Annotated in this window: 17 protein-coding genes and 1 tRNA gene; 12 read left to right on the top strand and 6 right to left on the bottom strand. The window is 71.8% G+C overall.

The genetic code is table 11. From position 1 onward, the window contains the following. Positions 1–56: 56 nt before the first annotated feature. From ACF09C_RS33925 to ACF09C_RS33940, 4 genes are read left to right on the top strand one after another with little or no spacing between them, the layout of a single operon-like run. Positions 57–656, top strand: coding sequence for a hypothetical protein (locus ACF09C_RS33925; protein WP_392097090.1), 600 nt, complete (start codon positions 57–59; stop codon positions 654–656). Continuing rightward, the gene (locus tag ACF09C_RS33930) at positions 653–1,411 is read left to right on the top strand and encodes a transcriptional regulator (protein WP_392097091.1); all 759 of its coding nucleotides are present in this window, start codon (positions 653–655) and stop codon (positions 1,409–1,411) included. The genes ACF09C_RS33925 and ACF09C_RS33930 overlap by 4 nt, the downstream gene beginning before the upstream one ends. 41 nt (positions 1,412–1,452) lie before the next feature. Next, positions 1,453–1,857, top strand: a complete 405-nt coding sequence (locus ACF09C_RS33935; protein ID WP_362417032.1) for a roadblock/LC7 domain-containing protein — start codon at positions 1,453–1,455, stop codon at positions 1,855–1,857. 32 nt (positions 1,858–1,889) lie between these two features. Next, positions 1,890–2,261 carry a hypothetical protein gene (locus tag ACF09C_RS33940; RefSeq protein ID WP_392097093.1) on the top strand — a complete coding sequence of 124 codons (372 nt, stop codon included), beginning with the start codon at positions 1,890–1,892 and terminating at the stop codon, positions 2,259–2,261. Between the two features lie 24 nt (positions 2,262–2,285). On the opposite strand, the gene ACF09C_RS33945 is transcribed toward ACF09C_RS33940, so the two are convergent. Beyond that, entirely contained in the window at positions 2,286–3,131 is an 846-nt protein-coding gene (locus ACF09C_RS33945) for a MurR/RpiR family transcriptional regulator (RefSeq protein ID WP_392097095.1), read from the bottom strand. Positions 3,132–3,265: 134 nt separating this feature from the next. On the opposite strand from ACF09C_RS33945, the gene ACF09C_RS33950 reads away from it, so the two are divergent. Then, positions 3,266–3,655 carry a hypothetical protein gene (locus tag ACF09C_RS33950; protein WP_392097097.1) on the top strand — a complete coding sequence of 130 codons (390 nt, stop codon included), beginning with the start codon at positions 3,266–3,268 and terminating at the stop codon, positions 3,653–3,655. Positions 3,656–3,957: 302 nt separating this feature from the next. Here ACF09C_RS33950 and ACF09C_RS33955 read toward each other — a convergent pair whose 3' ends face one another. Further along, positions 3,958–5,358, bottom strand: coding sequence for a cystathionine beta-synthase (locus ACF09C_RS33955; RefSeq protein WP_362417044.1), 1,401 nt, complete (start codon positions 5,356–5,358; stop codon positions 3,958–3,960). Between the two features lie 119 nt (positions 5,359–5,477). On the opposite strand from ACF09C_RS33955, the gene ACF09C_RS33960 reads away from it, so the two are divergent. The 3 genes from ACF09C_RS33960 to ACF09C_RS33970 all read left to right on the top strand — a co-directional run bounded on the left by ACF09C_RS33960 (position 5,478) and on the right by ACF09C_RS33970 (position 8,992). Continuing rightward, the gene (locus ACF09C_RS33960) at positions 5,478–6,485 is read left to right on the top strand and encodes an SGNH/GDSL hydrolase family protein (protein WP_392097343.1); all 1,008 of its coding nucleotides are present in this window, start codon (positions 5,478–5,480) and stop codon (positions 6,483–6,485) included. A gap of 193 nt (positions 6,486–6,678) precedes the next feature. Further along, positions 6,679–7,899, top strand: coding sequence for an acetyl-CoA C-acetyltransferase (locus ACF09C_RS33965; protein ID WP_392097098.1), 1,221 nt, complete (start codon positions 6,679–6,681; stop codon positions 7,897–7,899). A 256-nt stretch (positions 7,900–8,155) separates the two neighbouring features. Then, positions 8,156–8,992, top strand: coding sequence for a hypothetical protein (locus tag ACF09C_RS33970; RefSeq protein ID WP_392097345.1), 837 nt, complete (start codon positions 8,156–8,158; stop codon positions 8,990–8,992). Positions 8,993–9,021: 29 nt separating this feature from the next. Here the strand turns inward: ACF09C_RS33970 and ACF09C_RS33975 are convergent, their stop codons facing one another. Then, on the bottom strand, positions 9,022–9,384 hold the full coding sequence (locus tag ACF09C_RS33975) for a hypothetical protein (RefSeq protein WP_392097099.1): 363 nt from the start codon (positions 9,382–9,384) through the stop codon (positions 9,022–9,024). Between the two features lie 101 nt (positions 9,385–9,485). Between ACF09C_RS33975 and ACF09C_RS33980 the strand changes: the two genes are divergently transcribed. Both ACF09C_RS33980 and ACF09C_RS33985 read left to right on the top strand, forming a co-directional pair. Then, the gene (locus tag ACF09C_RS33980; RefSeq protein WP_362417053.1) at positions 9,486–9,716 is read left to right on the top strand and encodes a DUF4287 domain-containing protein; all 231 of its coding nucleotides are present in this window, start codon (positions 9,486–9,488) and stop codon (positions 9,714–9,716) included. 68 nt (positions 9,717–9,784) lie between these two features. Further along, the gene (locus ACF09C_RS33985) at positions 9,785–10,348 is read left to right on the top strand and encodes a TetR/AcrR family transcriptional regulator (protein ID WP_392097101.1); all 564 of its coding nucleotides are present in this window, start codon (positions 9,785–9,787) and stop codon (positions 10,346–10,348) included. Between the two features lie 97 nt (positions 10,349–10,445). Here ACF09C_RS33985 and ACF09C_RS33990 read toward each other — a convergent pair whose 3' ends face one another. Together ACF09C_RS33990 and ACF09C_RS33995 are read right to left on the bottom strand one after the other, a co-directional pair. Further along, entirely contained in the window at positions 10,446–11,333 is an 888-nt protein-coding gene (locus ACF09C_RS33990; protein WP_362417059.1) for a Bax inhibitor-1/YccA family protein, read from the bottom strand. Between the two features lie 139 nt (positions 11,334–11,472). Then, positions 11,473–11,557, bottom strand: a tRNA-Leu gene (locus tag ACF09C_RS33995). A gap of 410 nt (positions 11,558–11,967) precedes the next feature. On the opposite strand from ACF09C_RS33995, the gene ACF09C_RS34000 reads away from it, so the two are divergent. Together ACF09C_RS34000 and ACF09C_RS34005 are read left to right on the top strand one after the other, a co-directional pair. Beyond that, positions 11,968–12,738, top strand: coding sequence for an ABC transporter ATP-binding protein (locus ACF09C_RS34000; protein ID WP_392097102.1), 771 nt, complete (start codon positions 11,968–11,970; stop codon positions 12,736–12,738). Positions 12,739–12,833: 95 nt separating this feature from the next. Continuing rightward, a complete protein-coding gene (locus tag ACF09C_RS34005; protein WP_392097104.1) occupies positions 12,834–15,365 on the top strand; it encodes an ABC transporter permease in 2,532 nt (843 codons plus the stop codon). Positions 15,366–15,449: 84 nt separating this feature from the next. Here the strand turns inward: ACF09C_RS34005 and ACF09C_RS34010 are convergent, their stop codons facing one another. Continuing rightward, a complete protein-coding gene (locus ACF09C_RS34010) occupies positions 15,450–16,748 on the bottom strand; it encodes a class I SAM-dependent methyltransferase (RefSeq protein WP_392097106.1) in 1,299 nt (432 codons plus the stop codon). Between the last annotated feature and the right edge of the window lie 122 nt (positions 16,749–16,870).

Raw genomic sequence — 16,870 nt, forward strand, 5'->3', positions numbered from 1 at the left:
AGTAGCGTCACCGTCACTGCCGTACGTCCGCGCGCCGCATCGGGAGGGGAATCCGCGTGCCCGGAATCGACGAGTGCCTGTGGGAGGCCATGAGCCTGCCGGGCGCACGTGGAGCCTGGCTGGTCGACTGGACCAGCGGGCTCGCCCTCGGCGCGGCGGGCGAATCGCCGGTCGGAGACCACGAGGCGACGGCCGCCGAGGCCGCCGAACTGGCCCGCGCCGCCGCGGAGTACGACTCCTTCGCCGGTACGGCCCCGCCGCCGCGACCGACCGCCCCGCCGACCGCGGGCGTGCCCGTGCCGGGCGCGGGCGTGCCCGTGCCGGCCCAGGGGACGGTCGTCCCGCCCCTGCCCACCCGACCGCCCTCCGCGTCCGCCGCCTCCACCGCCGCGAGCGCGGGCCCCCGCGGCCCCAGCACGGAGATAGCCCTGCGCCCCGGAACCGAACTCGCGCTCCGCGAGCGGACGTTGACCAAGGGACCGCCCGTCGAGGACCTGATCGTCACGACCCGGGGCGGCTACCACGTCCTCCGGTTCGTCGAGACCTCCTTCGACAGCAGCGTCTTCCTCCACCTGTGGCTCGACCGGGACAGCGGCAACCTCGCGCTCGCCCGCATGCGGCTGCGCGAACTCGCGGAGAAGCTGGTGCTCGGATGACCGTCTCCCCCATGCTCGTCCGCCTCGCCGCCGAGCGCGCCACCGGCGCCCTGCTCCGCGACCACGGCACGCTCTATCTCGTCGACGGCCGGGTGACCCACGCCGAGAGCCCCGCCGCGCCAGGGCTCGACGTCCTCCTGACCGCCGGCGGGCGGCTCGCCCGCGAGCGCTGGGACGAGGCCGTCGACCGGGCGGGCGCGCGGCGCGAGGTCGGCAGGTTCCTGGTCGAGAGCGGCCGGCTGCACGACGGTGAGCTGGAGATCTGCCACCTCGGCGCGGTCTACGACGCCGCGTTCTTCGCACTCGCCCCCGCCACGGGACCGACCCGGTTCCGCTACGGCGTCGCCCACTGGTTCGGTGCCGTACGGCCGGTCTCGACCGAGGCCGTCGAGCGCGAGACCGTCCGCCGCCGTGAACTCCTCGACAGCGTCTGGCCGTACGGCTCCGTCGACACCGCCCCCGTGGTGCCCCGCCCGCCCGCCCCGGGCCAGACGGTGAGCCTGCGTCAGCGGGCGCTGCTCGCCGCCGCCGACGGGGTCCGCACCCCGGCGGAGATCGCGCGGGTGCTCGGCCGCCCGGCCTTCCACACGCTGCTGGAGGTGCGCCGCCTCGCCGCCGCCGGCCTGGTGGAGACCCCGCCCGACCCCGTGATGGCCGCCGTGCCCACCGTCCCGGCCTGGGTCGGCGACATCGCGCCCGACCCGGACATCGCCCTGCTGCGCCGGCTCCGCGACGCCCTGGAGGCAAGTCTGTGATGAGGCGTGCCCTGCGCCTGCGCGCCGAGAGGAGATTACTGATGTCCGCAGAAGCCGAGGTGCTCGGCGAGCTGAGACGGCTGCGGGCCCGGCTGCCCCAGCTGACCGGGGCGCTCGCGGCGAGCATCGACGGCCTCGTCCTCGCCCACGACACCGTCGACGCCGAGGCGGAGGGGGTGGCCGCGCTGACGGCGGCGGCCCTCGGGGTCGCCCAGCGGATGACCGAGTCCACCGGGCAGGGCGGCTTCCGCGAGCTGCTCGTCCGGGGCGAGGGCGGCTATGTCGCCACGTACGCCGCCGGCGGCGCCGCCGTGCTCACCCTGCTCGCCGAGCCCCGGATCAACGTGGGCCGGCTCCATCTGGAGGCCCGGAGGTCCAGCGCCCGGATCGGCGAGCTGGTCGACGGGGCCCTGGACCGCAAAGACCTGAACCGACCCATCTCGTAAACCACGTGAACCGAAAAGGAAGTGCGACACCCATGGCGAACACCGAGACCGCTCTGAAGGAATCCATGACCATCGAGGGCGCCATCGGCGCCGCGCTGGTCGACTACACCAGCGGCATGGCCCTCGGCACGATCGGCGGCGGCAAGGAGCTCGACCTGAACATGGCGGCGGCCGGCAACACGGACGTGGTCCGCGCCAAACTCAGGACGATGGAGATGCTCGGCCTCAAGGAGGACATCGAGGACATCCTGATCACGCTCGGCGGCCAGTACCACATGATCCGGCTACTGAAGAGCCGGGGATCGAGCGGCCTGTTCCTGTATCTGGCCCTGGACAACAAGCGCGCGAACCTGGCGATGGCCCGCCACCAGCTGAAGAAGATCGAGGCCGAACTCGACGTCTGACGGTTCCGCGCGAGCGCCGAGCCCCTACTCCACGAACAGCCCGCGAGCCGCCGCCTTGGTGTCGAACTCCTCCAACCGCGCCTGCGCGTCGGGCAGTTCGTCGGCCATCGCCTCAAGGAGGACCCGGCCGAGGAGCATCGGCGCGCAGGCCGTGTCGAAGGCGAGGCCGGTGCCGACGGCGGCCGGGATCAGCAGGTCGCTGTGGGCGGCGACGGGTGCGAACGCCGACTCGGCGACCGTGACCACGGTGAGCCCGGCCCCCCTGGCGTACTCCAGGGCCTCCACGACCTCGCGGGGGTGGCGCGGCAGCGCGAAGCAGAGCAGGGCCGTGGCCCCCGCCCGTACCGTCGCGTCGATGCGGTCGGTCAGCATCGAGCCGCCCTCGTCGAGGAGGCGGACGTCGGGGTGGACCTTGCCGGCGAAGTACGCGAAGCCGCGCGCCTGCGAGGAGGCGGCCCGCAGCCCGAGCACGGGCAGCGGCCGGGAGGCGGCGAGCAGCCGCCCGGCGCGCTCGACGGGCGCGGGGTCGGCGAGCAGTTCGGCGAGGTGGCGGAGGTTCTCGATCTCGGCGAGGACGGCCTGCTGGTACTCGTTGTGCTCACCGGCCGCCGCGCTCGCGGGAGCCTCCCCCGCGGGGGCGACCTCGCGGAGGTGGCGGCGCAGGGCGGGGTAGCCGTCGAATCCGAGGGCCACGGCGAAGCGGGTGACCGAGGGCTGGCTGACACCGGCCAGCTCGGCCAGTTCGACGCTGGACAGGAACGCCACGTCACCGGCGCGCCGCACCATGCAGTGCGCGATCCGCCGCTGTGTCGGTGTCAGCCGGTGCCCCTCGAAGAGCGCCTGCAGCCGTCCGGCCGGACTGTCGCTCACGCCGTCCCCCTTCCGCTCGTCCCCACCCGGTTATTCATCCACCTCGCACTCTGCATGAAGATATGCAGCAGGGCAAGAAAAGCGGGGGCTACCCCTACCGACGCGGGACCCCGCGGCTGCCTACCGTGGCCATCATGGACGAGCTCAAGAACGAACTGGACGCCACCCTGCATGCCCGCCGGGAGCTGGGCACGGAGTACGAGGCGGCCCTCGTCGATTCCTTCCTCGGCAAGGTGGAGCAGGGCCTGGACGCCACGATCGACCGGCAGGTCAGGCGCAGGCTCGGCGAGCGGCAGGTGGCGACCGCGCGCGGCGAACGCCCCCGCACGCCGGGCGCCGAGGGTTTTGGCGAACGGTTCGGCTTCGGGATCATCTCGCTGGTCCTGGCGGTCCCGCTCTCCGCCATCGCCGTCACCCAGGCCGATCTGGAGGGCCTGATCGTGGCCTGGCTCGGCATCGTCGGCGTCAACGCGGTCTACGCGCTCCGCGACCGGATCCCGGCGCGCCGCGACGAGCGGGACTAGCGCCGGGACGGGCGGAAGGGCGCCGGTGCGAGGGAAGTAGCGCGGGGACCGCCGCACCCCCAGTGACTGGGGGGCGGGACGACGGCGGTCCCCGCGAGGGACACGGGCCCGGGTCAGGGCCGGTCTCCGCGTCCGCGGCGTCGCGAGGAGTTCCGGGAGCCGCTCCGTAGTCCTCGACGCCGACAACGACCAATGTGCCGTACGCGTGTTAAGCGGGTGCTGCGCGAACGTGTCGCGCTCGTACCGTTTTCACGAACGCCCGCTCGACCACGTGAGGGCACGGGCCGGTCACACCGGGTCCGCTACTTCGCGACGCCCTTCACCCCGCCGTTCGCGAGGAAGGCGAGCAGGTCCTGGCGGCTGACGACACCCGTCGGCTTGCCCTCGACCAGCACGATCGCCGCGTCCGCGGACTCGCCGAGCACGGACATCAGGTCGGCGACCGGCTCGCCGGAGCCGACCTGCGGCAGCGGCGCGCTCATGTGGCGCTCCAGCGGGTCCTCCAGGGAGGCGCGCTGGGTGAAGAGCGCGTCGAGGAGCTCCCGCTCCACGACCGAGCCGACGATCTCCGCGGCCATGACGTCCGGGTGACCGGCGCCCGGCTTGACGATCGGCATCTGCGAGACGCCGTACTCGCGCAGCACCTCGATCGCCTGGCCGACCGTCTCGTCCGGGTGCATGTGGACGAGCGAGGGCAGCACGCCTTCCTTGTGCCGGAGCACGTCGGCGACGGTGGCGGAGGTGGTGTCCTCCAGGAAGCCGTAGTCGGCCATCCACTCGTCGTTGAAGATCTTGGAGAGGTAGCCGCGGCCGGAGTCCGGCAGGAGCACGACCACGATGTCGTCCGGGCCCAGCTCCTTGGCGACCTCCAGGGCCGCCACGACCGCCATGCCGCAGGAGCCGCCCACCAGGAGACCCTCCTCCTTGGCGAGGCGGCGGGTCATCTGGAAGGAGTCCTTGTCGGAGACGGCGACGATCCGGTCCGTCACGTTCCGGTCGTACGCGGTCGGCCAGAAGTCCTCGCCGACGCCCTCCACCAGGTACGGCCGGCCGGAGCCGCCGGAGTAGACCGAGCCCTCGGGGTCGGCGCCGACGACGGTGACCTTGCCGCCGCTGACCTCCTTGAGGTAGTTGCCCGTGCCGGAGATCGTGCCGCCGGTGCCGACGCCCGCGACGAAGTGGGTGATCTTCCCGTCCGTCTGCTCCCACAGCTCGGGGCCGGTGGTCTCGTAGTGGGAGCGCGGGTTGTTCGGGTTGGAGTACTGGTCGGGCTTCCAGGCACCCGGGGTCTCCCGGACGAGCCGGTCGGAGACGTTGTAGTACGAGTCCGGGTGCTCGGGGTCGACCGCGGTGGGGCAGACCACGACCTCGGCACCGTACGCCCGCAGCACGTTGATCTTGTCCGTGGACACCTTGTCGGGGCAGACGAAGATGCACTTGTAGCCCTTCTGCTGGGCCACGATCGCGAGGCCGACCCCGGTGTTGCCGGAGGTGGGCTCGACGATGGTGCCGCCGGGCTTGAGCGCGCCGCTCTCCTCGGCCGCCTCGATCATGCGCAGGGCGATGCGGTCCTTCACCGAGCCGCCCGGGTTGAAGTACTCGACCTTGGCCAGGACGGTGGCCTGAATGCCGGCCGTCACATTGTTGAGCTTCACCAGCGGGGTGTTGCCGACGAGGCTGATCATCGAGTCGTGGAATTGCACCGTAATCTCCGGGGTCTCCGTAATGGTGCGTCCAGCGTATGCGTAGTCGGAGCGGGTTACGGGGCAGTTAGATCCTGAACGGCTTGAAGGAGGTGACTGCCCCCATGTCGAGGGCGAGGGTGGCACGGCGGATCGCGGCGGGCGCGGCCTACGGAGGCGGGTCCATCGGGCTGCTCGGCGTGGCGGCGGTGGGCGTCGTCCTGGCCGAGGTGCAGCTGGCGAAGCGGAACGTGGGCGGCGGGGTCGCCCCGCTGCCGCCCGGGGCGGACGGGCTGTACGGACGCTCCTTCGCGGGCCCGGAACCGGGCCCCGGGCCGCTGCGGCTGGCCCTTCTGGGTGATTCCACGGCGGCGGGCCAGGGGGTGCGCCGGGCGGGGCAGACCCCGGGGGCCCTGCTCGCCTCGGGGCTCGCGGCGGTCGCGGAGCGGCCGGTGGTGCTGCGGAACGTGGCGCTGCCGGGGGCGCGCTCGGACGACCTGGAGCGCCAGGTGTCGCTGCTGCTCGCCTCGCCCACCGGGCCGCCGGACGTGTGCGTGATCATGATCGGCGCCAATGACGTGACGCACCGGATGCCGGCCACGCAGTCGGTGCGGATGCTCGCTGCGGCGGTGCGGCGGCTGCGGACGGCCGGGGCGGAGGTGGTGGTGGGGACCTGCCCGGACCTGGGGACGATCGAGCCGGTGTACCAGCCGCTGCGCTGGATGGCGCGGCGGGCCTCGCGGCAGCTGGCGGCGGCGCAGACGATCGTGGTGGTGGAGCAGGGCGGGCGGACGGTGTCGCTGGGGGACCTGCTGGGCCCCGAGTTCGCGGCGAACCCCCGCGAGATGTTCGGCGCGGACAACTACCACCCGTCGGCCGAGGGGTACGCGACGGCGGCGATGGCGGTCCTGCCGACGGTCTGCGCGGTGCTCGGCGTGTGGCCCGAGACGGACCGTCTCGAGCCGGACCGCCACGAGGACATGCTGCCGGTCGCGAAGGCCGCCGCGGAGGCGGCGCGGGAGGCGGGCACCGAGGTCACGGGCGCGCGGGCGCCGTGGGCGCTGCTCAAGCACCGCCGCAGGCGGCGCCTGCCGGAGACCGCGGCCCCGGAGCCCGCCCCGTCCACGGAGGAGGCCCACCGGCCCTGAGAAGCCACGAGGAGGCTCACCGCCCCGAGGAGGCACACTGCCCCTGAGGGGGCGCGGACGACACCACGGGAGGCCCGACTGAGCGCTCGCTTAGAAAAGAGGTCCGCATCACACCGTCAAGGCGGTGACCCGTCGCGTACGTACAGGTAACTTCCCGTTCTGTCCGCCCTCTCCGCATCCTCCTGGAGCCGTGATGCCCGAAGCCGTCATCGTCTCGACCGCCCGCTCCCCGATCGGCCGGGCCTTCAAGGGCTCCCTGAAGGACCTGCGGCCCGACGACCTCACCGCGACCATCATCCAGGCGGCGCTCGCCAAGGTCCCCGAGCTGGACCCGCGCGACATCGACGACCTGATGCTGGGCTGCGGCCTCCCCGGCGGCGAGCAGGGCAACAACCTGGGCCGGATCGTCGCCGTCCAGATGGGGATGGACCACCTCCCCGGCTGCACGATCACCCGTTACTGCTCCTCGTCCCTGCAGACCTCCCGGATGGCGCTGCACGCCATCAAGGCCGGTGAGGGCGACGTCTTCATCTCGGCCGGTGTCGAGATGGTCTCCAGCTTCGCCAAGGGCAACTCCGACTCCTGGCCGGACACCCACAACCCGCTCTTCGCCGACGCCGAGGCCCGTACCGCCGCCGTCGCCGCGTCCGAGGGCTCCGCCTGGCACGACCCGCGCGAGGACGGCCTCGTCCCCGACGCGTACATCGCCATGGGCCAGACCGCCGAGAACCTGGCCCGCTGGAAGGGCATCAGCCGCCGGGAGATGGACGAGTTCGGCGTACGGTCCCAGAACCTCGCCGAGCAGGCCATCAAGAACGGCTTCTGGGAGCGCGAGATCACCCCGGTCACGACCCCGGACGGCACCGTCGTCAGCAAGGACGACGGTCCGCGCGCGGGCGTCACCCTGGAGGGCGTCGAGGGCCTCAAGCCGGTCTTCCGCCCCGACGGCCTGGTCACCGCGGGCAACTGCTGCCCGCTCAACGACGGCGCCGCCGCGCTCGTGATCATGTCCGACACCAAGGCCGCCGAGCTGGGCCTGACCCCGCTCGCCCGCATCGTCTCCACCGGCGTCTCGGGCCTCTCCCCCGAGATCATGGGCCTCGGCCCGGTCGAGGCCTCCCGGCAGGCCCTCAAGCGCGCCGGCCTGACGGTCGGCGACATCGACCTGGCCGAGATCAACGAGGCCTTCGCGGCCCAGGTGATCCCCTCCTACCAGGACCTCGGCCTGGACCTGGACAAGGTGAACGTCAACGGCGGCGCCATCGCCGTCGGTCACCCCTTCGGCATGACGGGCGCCCGCATCACCGGCACGCTCATCAACAGCCTCCAGTTCCACGACAAGCAGTTCGGCCTGGAGACCATGTGCGTGGGCGGCGGCCAGGGCATGGCGATGGTGATCGAGCGCCTGAGCTGAGCCGGGGAGCGCCTCTCCTGAGGCCCCTCTCCTAACCCCGTCGCGTCCCAGCCGTGACCGAATCTCCCCCAGGATGTGACCTACGTCCCGGGGGAGAGCCATAACCGCAGGTCACAGCAGTCACGGGACTAAACACCTGGCCCAAATACCTGTCCATTTCGTGACGTAATGCACTGACAGGGGGCGCGGTCTCACGGCAGGCTGTTGTAGGAAGTCGGGGGATCGACTCGGAATCGGGAGTACGTCAGTGAGCGCCATGTCTCTTGCCCTGCTGGTGACCACGGCCGCCGCCACGGTCGTGGGTGCCGCTGCCCTGCACGCTGCCCACGGTCTCCGTAAGCAGGTCGTCGCCCTGCGTGGTGAACTCGCCGCCGCGCACGGGGTGTCCGTCCCGCACGCCCGCCAGACGCCCGCCGCGGAGATACGCGCCGCGGTGGCCGAGGCGCTGGCCGAGGAGCGCGAGCGCGAGCTCGCCGAGGCGCGCGCCTTCTGGGCGGCCCAGGAGGCCCGTGACGCGGCCGACGCGCCCTCCCTGCTCGGCGGGCTCGGCGGTCCCGCCGAGGACGGCGGCCCGTTCTACGTCCCGCGCCAGGCCGACTTCGTGGGCCTGGAGGCGATGGAGGCCGAGGCCGCCGCGCTCGACGGCGTCGGTGCCGGCGTCGACAGCGTCCTGGAGGAGTTCCCGGAGCTGACCGAGTACGCGGAGGACTCCCCCGAGCTGGCCGCGGCCCGCCGCCGCCACCCCTCGCACCCGGACTTCGTGCCGGTCCAGACGCCGGTGGTCACCGACCACGAGCGCACGGTCTCCCGGCTCGAGGAGCTCGCCGACACGCGTACCGCGCTCACCGACGTCCGCCCCGGCCCGCTCGGCACGCTCGACGTGTACGTCTTCGCCGACGGCACCACGCTCTGCATGACCCCCGGCCACCGCGAGACCGCGGAGCGCCTCGCCGACGCGCTGCGGTCCGGCCGCACGCCGGTGCTGCTCGGCGGTTCGGGCGTCTCGGGCGCGTACGCCCTGACGTTCTCCTTCGGCGAGGCGGACGAGGAGAACGTGTACATCCTCGCCGACCGCGTGATCGCCTCGCACTGACGCGCGCGGGGCGGGCATGGGCTCCGGCCCTACACCCCGGACCGCGCCGCGGCCTCCCGCACCAGACCCACGGCCTCGCCCAGTTCCCGCTCACGGGGACCGGCCGGGGCCGTTCGCAACGCTTCGGCCAGATCGGTGCCGGCGACCAGGAGTTGGTCGGCGACGACGAACATGCCGGCGTCCGGCATCACGCGCCCCCCGGCGGACGCCCCGTCCGGAGCGCCGCCCTGCGCGCCCTCCGACGCCTCGATCCGCTCCGCCCGCAGGGCCAACTCCCTGGCCAGCGCGAGCCCTTCGGCGGCGGCGCCGCGCTGGAGGCGGCTCTGCGGGGCCGCCCGCAACCGGTCGGCGAACCGCTCGACGGCGGCGGTCAGTTCACTCGTATCAAGCACTCCGCGACCCTACGCGCCGGTCCGGCACTGTTGCCAACGCGCCGACGCTCAGGCACGGTGACCGGAAGGAGCACGACGGCACCACGCGTCCGGAGGCGCCCATGTCCCACGCATTCTCCGAAGAGACCCATCGCAAGCTGCTCGCCCGCATCCCGCACTGCACCGGTCGTGAAGTCTCCGACTGGCTCCGCACGGTCGAGGAAGGCCCCTCCCTCGTCCGCTTCGAGGAGAAGGTGAGCTGGCTCCGGGGCGCCCACGACCTCGCGTACGGCCACGCGAAGGCGATCATCCACGAGTACGACCTGCGCCGGGCCGCCCGCAGACTGCTCTGACACCCGGAGCTCGGAGAGCGCGTACAGTGGGAGAACGATGGTTCTCCCACTCCGGGGGTGAGCGGACGATGGACACCGAGACCGCCGAGCGACAGCTCCTGGAAGCCGCGGAGACGCTGTTCGACGAGCGCGGCGTGCAGGCGGTCGGCATGGACGACATCCGCACCGCGTCCGGCGTCTCGCTCAAGCGCCTCTACCAGCTCTACCCGTCCAAGGACCATCTCGTCTGGGCGGTCCTCAACCGTCGCGACGGGGCCGTGCGGGAGGCCATCGCCGCCCACGGGGCGGCGCACGCCACGAGCCCGTACGAGCGCGCCCTGGCGGTCTTCGACTACCTCGGGGAGTGGTTCGCCGACCCCGGCTTCCGGGGCTGCGCGTTCATCAACACCTTCGGGGAGATGGGCGGCATCTCACCGGACGTCGCCGCCATCGCCCGCGGCCACAAGCAGGCCCTGCGGGAGTACTTCGCCGAGCAGACGAACGCCCTCGGCGCACCGTCGGAGCTGGCCGACCAGCTGGCGCTGCTCGCCAACGGCGCCATGGCCGTCGCCGGCATCGACGGCTCCCCCGAACCGGCCGCCCACGCGAGAGACGCGGCCAGGGTCCTCCTGGACGCGGCCCTCGGGAACTGACGGCAGGGCCCGTCCGGCCGACGGGCCCTGCCGACCGACGGCGAAGGGCCCGCCCGGCGGAAGCCGGACGGGCCCTTCGTCACACACGCGTGGCGCGTCAGTCGTCGCCGCCCTGCAGGATCGACAGGAGACGCAGCATCTCCAGGTAGATCCACACCAGGGTCATGGTGAGGCCGAAGGCCGCCAGCCAGGCCTCCTCGCGCGGGGCGCCGTAGGTCACGCCGTCCTCGACCTGCTTGAAGTCCAGGGCGAGGAAGCAGGCACCGAGGATGATGCCGATGACACCGAAGAGGATGCCGAGGCCACCGCTGCGGAAGCCCAGGCCGTCACCGGCGCCGTCGAAGAGCGAGAAGAGCGCGTTGACCGCCATCAGGAGGATGAAGCCGATCGCGGCCGCCATCACGAAGCCGTAGAAGCGGCGGGTCACACGGATCCAGCGCATCTTGTACGCGATCAGCACGCCGGCGAAGACCGCCATCGTGCCGAGCACCGCCTGCACGACCACACCGGGCGAGATGTAGGTCGAGACCGCGGCCGAGATGACGCCGAGGAAGACACCCTCGAACGCCGCGTAGGCCAGGATCAGCGCCGGCGAGGCCTTGCGCTTGAAGGACTGCACCATGGCCAGGACGAACGCCACGAGGGCGGCGCCGATGGCGATGCCGTAGGACTTGCCGAGGTTCGCCGGGTCGACCGGAAGCAGGAACCACGCGAGGGCGGCGGTGACCACGACCGTGCCGAGCGTCATGGCCGTACGGCTCACGACGTCGTCGATCGTCATCACGTTGCCGCGCGCCTGCTGCGGGGCCCCGAGCTGGGTGTCCTGCGCGTACGGGTTCGTCGCGTAGGGGTTGGTCGCGCCTTCGGCGTACGGGTTGGTTCCGACGGCGGGGCCCCCGGCCTGCGGCTGCTGCGCGTTGAAACCGGCGTAGCCGTTGTCGCGGCTGAACCCCCGTCGCGAGAAGACCGGGTTGCTGCTCCTCATTTCACTCCTCCATGGCCGCACTGCGCGGCCTTGCGTCAAGAGTAATGCGGAAGCAAAGCAAACTCTCTAGTGCTCTGGGAGGATCTTTACGAGATCGTCAGCGAGGCCGCTGGAGCCGGCGGCCCGACGACGGGGGTGATGGTGCCCGGAACCGGACTCGAACCGGCACGGCCCGAAGGCCAGCGAGGTTTAAGCTCGCCGTGTCTGCATTCCACCATCCGGGCATGGGGCGCGGCTCCGCATTCGCACATGAGCCTATCGGGACGCTTCCCTCGTTCAGCGGAACGCTGGCCCGATGTTGTCTTATTTTATTGACGTCTGAGGGTGCGTCAGCGCAGGTGGGGCCTGTTCCGGCGAACTGTGACGCGGCTCGCGAGCGCGAAGGTCCGCCCGAGGGAATGACGGAAACTCGCCGCATCCGCGCCACCCGACCGGGCAATCCCCCCGGGGGTACCCCCGCCTCACCCGCCCTCAGGGGTCCCGTCATACCTCAGGAGGAGGGGCGGGCAGCCCGGTCCGACTCCAGTCGCCCCCGTGAACGGGCATGTGGGCGGACGACCCGTGCCCCAACGTTCGAAACGATGGAGTGGTTCCCGAACAGCACCGAACACCCGCAGTGACAGGAGTCCGCCTCGTGACCACCACCCCCACCGTGTCCCGCGCCACCGCGGTGGCCGCCCGCGCCCAGGATCTGTCGAAGGTCTACGGACAGGGCGAGACCCAGGTGGTCGCCCTCGACCGTGTCACCGTGGACTTCCGGCAGGGCGAGTTCACCGCGATCATGGGCCCGTCCGGTTCCGGCAAGTCGACCCTGATGCACTGCGTGGCCGGTCTGGACTCCTTCAGCTCCGGGTCGGTGCGGCTCGGCGACACCGAGCTGTCCACCCTGAAGGACAAGCAGCTGACCCAGCTGCGCCGGGACAAGATCGGCTTCATCTTCCAGGCCTTCAACCTGCTCCCGACGCTGACCGCGCTGGAGAACATCACGCTGCCGATGGACATCGCGGGCCGCAAGCCCGACAAGCAGTGGGTGGAGAAGGTCATCGACATGATCGGCCTCTCCGGCCGGCTCGGCCACCGCCCCACCGAGCTCTCCGGCGGCCAGCAGCAGCGCGTCGCCGTGGCCCGCGCGCTCGCCTCCCGCCCCGAGATCATCTTCGGTGACGAGCCGACCGGAAACCTGGACTCGCGCTCCGGCGCCGAGGTCCTCGGCTTCCTGCGCAACTCGGTGCGCGAGCTCGGCCAGACCGTCGTCATGGTCACCCACGACCCGGTCGCCGCCTCCTACGCGGACCGCGTCATCTTCCTCGCGGACGGCCGGATCGTCGACGAGATGCTGAACCCGACGGCGGACGGCGTCCTCGACCGGATGAAGGCCTTCGACGCCAAGGGCCGCACCAGCTGACGCGCCGGGGCCCACGCACCCGGCCCCGCCTCCGCTGCCCTTAGACGTTCTGCGTCCCCGCTCACCGGGGGCGCCCCACTCCAGGACACACACCCATGTTCCGTACCGCCTTGCGCAACGTGCTCGCGCACAAGGCCCGGCTGCTGATGACCGTGCTCGCCGTCATGCTCGGCGTGGCCTTCGTCTCCGGCACCCTGGTCTTCACCGACACCCTCTCCCAGGCCTTCCGCAACCAGTCCGCGAAGAGCTACGACGACGTCGCCGTCGCCGTGACCATGTACCCGCGCCCCGAAGAGGCCGCCAAGACGCCCGGTCTCTCGCAGGCCGTGCTCGACAAGGTCGGCAAGCTCGACGGCGTCGCCTCGGTCACCGGCCGCGTCGACGGCTTCGCCGGCGTGCCGGACAAGAACGGCAAGCTGATCGGCGTCGGCTGGTCCAACAAGGGCACCAACTTCGCCCCCGGCGCCGACGGCAAGGACCGGGCGTTCGACTTCACCCAGGGCGCGGGCCCGCTCCAGGACAACCAGATCGCCCTGGACAAGGACACCGCGGCCAAGGGCGGCTACAAGGTCGGCGACACCGTCCGCGTGGCCACCAACGGCCCGGTGAAGGAGTACACCCTCTCCGGCGTCTTCACGACCGAGGACGGCGCGGTCCAGGCCGGCGGCAGCCTGGTCGTGTTCGACAACTCCGTCGCGCAGCAGCAGTACGTGAAGCAGGGCTTCTACCGCGACGCCACCATCACCGCCAAGCCCGGCACGGACGCCGCCAAGCTCCTGGACGAGGTCCTGAAGGTCGTCCCGAAGTCCGCCACGGCCCAGACCGGCCAGGCCCTCGCCGACCAGCAGGCCAAGGACATCGAGGAGGGCCTCGGCGCGCTGAAGAAGGTCCTGCTCGGCTTCGCCGGCATCGCGCTCTTCGTCGGCATCTTCCTGATCGCCAACACCTTCACCATGCTGGTCGCCCAGCGCACCAGGGAACTCGCCCTGATGCGCGCCGTCGGCGCCTCCCGTCGGCAGATCACCCGGTCCGTCCTCATCGAGGCCGGCCTGGTCGGCGTCATCGCCTCGACGGTCGGCTACGCCCTGGGCATCGGGCTCGCCGTCGCGCTCCGCTCGGGCATGAACGCCTTCGACCTGAAGGTGCCCGGCGGCCCGCTGGTCCTCACCGCCACCCCGCTCATCGCCGCGCTCGCCGTCGGCGTCAAGATCACCATCGTGGCCGCCTGGCTGCCCGGCCGCCGCGCCGCGAAGATCCCGCCGGTCGCCGCCATGAGCAGCGTCCACGCGGCGGCGACCACCAAGTCGCTGGTGGTCCGCAACTCCATCGGCGCCGTGATCACCGCGATCGGCGCGGTCCTGATCGTGATGGGTGCCGGCAAGGGCGGCGACGAGGGCCAGCTGCTCATCGCGGGCGGCGCCTTCCTCACCCTCGTCGGCGTGATCGTCCTGATCCCGCTGCTCTCCCGCCCGGTGATCGCCCTGATCCGCCCGCTCTTCGTCGGTCTCTTCGGGGTCTCCGGCAAGCTCGCCGGTCTCAACGCGGTCCGCAACCCGCGCCGCACCGGCGCCACCGGCTCCGCGCTCGCCATCGGTCTGACCCTGGTGACCGGCCTCACCGTGCTCGGCACGTCGGTCGGCACGGCCCTCGACAAGATGACGACGGACCAGATCCGCGCCGACTACATGGTCACCATGGCCAGCGGCGGCGGCATGAACAAGGAGGCGCTGGCCGCGATCGAGAAGGCCCCGGGCGCCACCGCGGTCTCCCCGCAGATGGCCGGCTGGTTCACGCTCAAGGGCAAGGACGTCTCGGCCTCCGGTGTCACCCCGGGCGACATCGAGAAGCTCATCAAGGTCGAGACCGTGCAGGGCTCGCTCGGCTCGCTCCGCGAGGGCAGGATCGCCGTCGCCGACAAGACGGCGACCAAGCAGGGCTGGAAGGTCGGCGACACGCTGCCGGTCGAGTACGGCGACAAGCAGAAGGGCAAGCTGACGGTCGGCGCGATCTTCAAGGACAGCGAGTTCCTCTCGCCGGTCATGATCGACGCGAAGACGATCACGGCCCACGAGCAGGAGACGTACATCCCGCAGATCTTCGTCTCGATGGACGGCGGTGCCTCGGCGGCCAACGACAAGGCGCTCGCCAAGGCCATGGGCGACAACCCGGCCATCAAGGTCATGGACCAGAAGGACATCCGTGACGAGTTCGGCGGCCAGATCAACCTGCTCCTGAACATCATGTACGGCCTGCTGGCGATGGCCCTGATCATCGCGATCCTGGGCGTCGTCAACACCCTGGCCATGTCCGTCTTCGAGCGTCAGCAGGAGATCGGCATGCTGCGGGCGATCGGTCTCGACCGGCGCCGCGTGAAGCGGATGGTCCGTCTGGAGGCCGTGGTCATCTCGCTCTTCGGCGCCCTGGTCGGCATCGGCCTCGGCTCGTTCCTCGGCTGGGCGATCGGCGAGTCGTTCGCCAAGAGCCTGCCGGGCTACGCGCTGGTCCTGCCCTGGGACCGGATCGGGATCTTCCTGGTCCTGGCCGGACTCGTCGGTGTCCTCGCCTCGCTGTGGCCGGCCCGCAGCGCGGCCAGGCTGAACATGCTGACCGCGATCAAGACCGAGTAACTCCGGTCCGTACGGCAGCGATACGACGGCCAAGGGCCGGGCTCCCCCCGCGGGAGCCCGGCCCTTCGGCGTACGGGGAAGCCGCTACGCCTTCTCGTTCCAGACCCGCGGCCGCAGCGCCACGCCCGAGGTCCCCGACTCCGGGGTCTTCACCGCGAGGAACTGGTTGACGCCGATCCGGTTGCGCTCGAAGGAGACCGCGGAGGCGGCCATGTAGAGCCGCCAGATCCGCGCCCGGCCCGGCGAGGTGAGCCGTACGGCCCGGTCCCAGTCGGCCTCCAGGTTGGCCACCCAGCGGCGCAGCGTCAGGGCGTAGTGCTCGCGGATCGCCTCCACGTCCCGCACCTCGAAGCCGGCGTCCTCCAGGGTCGTCAGGGTGCGGCCCATCGGGGCGAGTTCGCCGTCGGGGAAGACGTACGCGTCGATGAACGCGTCCACCTCGTAGGCGGCCTCGTCCGGCTCGGGGCGGCGGGAGATCTGGTGGTTGAGCAGCCGGCCGCCGGGCTTGAGCAGGGAGTGCAGTATGTCGGCGTACTCGCGGTACTGGACCTCGCCCACGTGCTCGGCCATGCCGATCGAGGAAATCGCGTCGTACGGGCCGTCCTTGACGTCCCGGTAGTCCTGGACGCGGATCTCGATCCGGTCCGTCAGGCCCTCCTCGGCGATCCGCTTGCGGGCGAAGGCGGCCTGCTCGCGGGAGAGGGTGACACCGACGACCTGGGCGCCGTAAGCGCGGGCCGCGTGGATGGCCATGGAGCCCCAGCCGCAGCCGACGTCCAGGAGCCGGTCGCCCTCCTTCAGGCGCAGCTTGCGGGCGATCAGGTCCAGCTTGTCGCGCTGGGCGTCCTCCAGGTTCCCGCCGTCCGTCCAGTACGCGCAGGAGTACACCATCGACGGCCCGAGGACGAGCGCGTAGAAGTCGTTGCCCACGTCGTAGTGGTGACTGATCGCCTGCTTGTCGCGGTGCTTGCTGTGCCGGGAGCCGGAGCGCCTGCGGACCTCCTCGGCGGGCGGCGCGGGCGGCGGGTACGGCCCGGCCAGCTTCAGGAACGCGGCGGCCGCGGCGCGCAGCCTCGGGTCGCGTACGGACTCCAGGGCGCTCCTGGTCGCCTCGCCGCGGTCCCAGAAGACCCCGGCGAGCCGGTCGAGGACGGTGTAGAGGTCGCCCTCGACGTCGATCTCACCGGCCACCCACGCCCGGGCCAGGCCGAGTTCGCCGGGCTTCCACAGCAGCCGGCGCAAGGCCCGGCGGTGCCGGACGATCAGGACGGGGCCGTCCGCGGGCCCGGCCTCGGTGCCGTCCCAGGCTCGCAGCCGCACCGGGAGCGGGGCCCCCAGCAGGTCCTCCGCGAGAGTGGTCAGCCGCAAAGCGGCGTCGGCCATGGTGCACACCTCCGTGATGTCGTGCCCCAGAAATGCTCGTCACCACGTAAACACCCTCCGTAGGCGTTTTTCGTCCCGTAGGCGCGCAACGACTCGGCAAAACACCCGGGCGGCGCTCGGCG

Origin of the sequence: Streptomyces sp. NPDC014870 (assembly GCF_043081505.1) — a bacterium.
Lineage (GTDB): Bacteria > Actinomycetota > Actinomycetes > Streptomycetales > Streptomycetaceae > Streptomyces.